Source organism: Sphaerochaeta sp. S2 (genome assembly GCF_016406725.1).
Lineage (GTDB): Bacteria > Spirochaetota > Spirochaetia > Sphaerochaetales > Sphaerochaetaceae > Sphaerochaeta.
This window is the reverse complement of sequence record NZ_JAEKNT010000021.1, coordinates 1-1036: the sequence shown is the minus strand read 5'-3', so window position 1 is coordinate 1036 and position 1036 is coordinate 1. Positions and strand designations below refer to the sequence as shown.

Genomic DNA, 1036 nt, shown 5'->3' with positions numbered 1-1036 from the left:
GGATACATTTATCGCTTTCCTTGCATCCTGCATCAAAACCCTCTCGTTCTGATTCAAATTACTAAAGAGCTCGTTTTCCATTACATCCTTCTTCAAAGGACTGTAATAACCGAAGCCCATGATTTTAAACATCGATACCTGGGTTTCTTCTTTCAATAAATATTTGGTAAAAGCTTTGGCTCCTTCCACATTCCCTTTGTTGAAAATGGTAATTGACTCAGGATTTGCTGACATGAAAGATCCCGCTGGACCAGAAGGGAAAGGAATCATCAGGAGATCCTCTGGTTTTACTGCAGTAGTGTCGTTCAATTTGCCCATTATGCTATTAGAATTGAAGACCATTCCAATATCACCACCAATGAAGAAATTGTTATTTGAACCACCATCCCAGGTAGTAGCAGCGGAAGGTACTGTCCCACTCTCCCAAATCTTCCGAATCATCTCGAGTCCTTCGATTGCTTCCTTCGAATCAATGGCAACATTACCATTCTCATCTAGCAAGCTAGCACCATAGGAATACAGAATACTCATACAAAAGCTGGCGGAATCTCCAAATGCTTTCCTGCTGTAAGCAAATCCCATCGCATATTTGCCATTACTGGGATCATTGATTTTCTTTGCAGCTTCTAATAATTCTTCCCAAGTCTGAAGGCCTTCATAATAGTAGTATCCATCACTATCAATTTTAGGCTCTGTATTATAACCAGCAGCCTCAAGCCAGTCTTTTCTAGCATGAAATCCTGCTGGTCGTACCATGAATGGAATTTCCAGAAGATCACCATCTACGGTGAACATCTTGAGACTTCCTTCTCCAAACTGTCCTCTTCCAATTTCATTTACAATTTCATCAACAGGAAGCACCGCACCGGTTTGGCTAAATTCCACACCAGGACTACTGTTCCAGATGATCATATCAGGATATACTCCCGCAGAAATACTGGAAACCAGTTTTGTGTGAAAATCATTAGTGGGAACTCTCACATAATTGACTTCGATCCCTGTTTCAGCAGTAAAATTTTCACCTGCTGTATCGAAT

The 1036-nt window shown here is 40.9% G+C and carries 1 protein-coding gene; it reads right to left on the bottom strand.

The window, feature by feature from the left end; translation table 11 throughout:
• Window positions 1-1036 (bottom strand): ABC transporter substrate-binding protein (locus tag JF818_RS00500; RefSeq protein WP_198890044.1); only part of this gene is annotated, 1036 nt, incomplete at both ends.